General features: G+C 23.9%; 2 protein-coding genes. Both read left to right on the top strand.

Annotated features, from left to right (window positions below; all coding sequences use genetic code 11):
* The first annotated feature begins 229 nt into the window (after nt 1–229).
* Nucleotides 230–595 carry a protein rep gene (locus QI30_RS20225; RefSeq protein WP_126992111.1) on the top strand — a complete coding sequence of 122 codons (366 nt, stop codon included), beginning with the start codon at nt 230–232 and terminating at the stop codon, nt 593–595.
* 124 nt (nt 596–719) lie between these two features.
* Nucleotides 720–1,379, top strand: a complete 660-nt coding sequence (locus QI30_RS20220; RefSeq protein ID WP_233600656.1) for a VanZ family protein — start codon at nt 720–722, stop codon at nt 1,377–1,379.
* The last annotated feature ends 65 nt before the right edge of the window (nt 1,380–1,444 follow it).

Genomic DNA, 1,444 nt, shown 5'->3' with positions numbered 1-1,444 from the left:
ACAAAATCACTGAACTAGCTACGTGAGTGAAAAATCGCTCAAATGCTTGGTATGACTGTATTTTCAGCAAAATGTATAAAATCGTGCATAAATCCTTTGCAATAATAAAAGCCACGAATCATTATTAAATCAATGACTCGTGGCTTTTTTGATATTCCCTGACTTTAATTTGGGAACGTTATTTTATTTCGGCTTAATATTTATTCATGGAGATTATTTTTAAATTTTAATGCCAGGGTCAATTCCAGCCTCAGGCAATAAAAATATAAAAATAATAAAAAAGATGATTGCAGAAGAAAAAGCAGTCTTTGAGGTTTCAAAATATCCTGTGAAAGATTCAGATATTATCAAAGGTGACAAAGTGACACCAGCAAATATTGAAACGGTTATTGATTTGGATAAAGCGTTAGCTTATAAAAGATTAATTTTGTATGGTGGAATCTTGAAAGGGATACATAAAGAATTAAATTTGAGTGATGCAGAAGATGGAGATTTAATTCATATTGATGATGAAGTAGACGAAATCGCAAATGGTGCGACAGATGTCATGGTATATTGGCATCTTGGATTAAAAAATTATGTGATTAAAAATTGATTTTGGGAGAGGTAGCTGAAAAAGTTATCTCTTTTTTATTTTTAAAATATTGGAAAAAAAGTAAAATTGTGTTATATTTTTTTTGATTTTAAAATTAAAAATAAACTAAGAAAAGAGATTTTATGTGAGAGAATTATTGAAGTCTAAAAAAGGACTTAAAATTTTATTACTTTTGTTTAGTGTCTTAATAGGATTTGTATTATATTTAACTATTTTTATGAATATCTTGCCTATGTTTTTTTCTAATATGGAGAATATCGAAAAAAATATTTTAGCTATTTTAATAATAATTTTCACTATTTATATATTGATAGCTATTACATTTAATCTAGATACTAAAATTGAGAGATATGTAATTTTATTTCTTTATTTGATAGTTTTATTGTTAGGGTTGTTAAGACCAGATCAAAGTAATTTTGGTGAAACAGGTATTTATGCTTGGAATCCTTTTGGATTTATTTTTGATATTCAGAATGATGATTTATCTTTAATTATTATGTTTATAAATATTTTGATTTTTGTTCCAATGTATTTTTTATTAGCATATGCTAATATTTTTAAGAATTTTTTGACTAGATTAATTATTTTTGAAATATTTATATTTTTAATTGAGTATTTACAAGCACTTTTGAAAATAGGCATTTTTGATTTATCTGATGTGTTTTTATATAATATTGGATTTTTCATTGGGTATATAATTTCTTTACCATTTTTAAAAGTATTGAAAAATAGATTAAATAAAAATAGAGGAGATAATAAATGTATTATTTTAAAGTATTATTAGATATAATTTACTTTTTTTTATTTCTAATAATTGGTGGTATAATCGGTGGTATAATTAATTTAATT

Origin of the sequence: Candidatus Kurthia intestinigallinarum (genome assembly GCF_003991225.1) — a bacterium.
GTDB classification, from domain to species: domain Bacteria; phylum Bacillota; class Bacilli; order Bacillales_A; family Planococcaceae; genus Kurthia; species Kurthia populi.
Note: the sequence above shows the minus strand (reverse complement) of the source record. Positions and strands in the feature narration are given on the sequence as shown.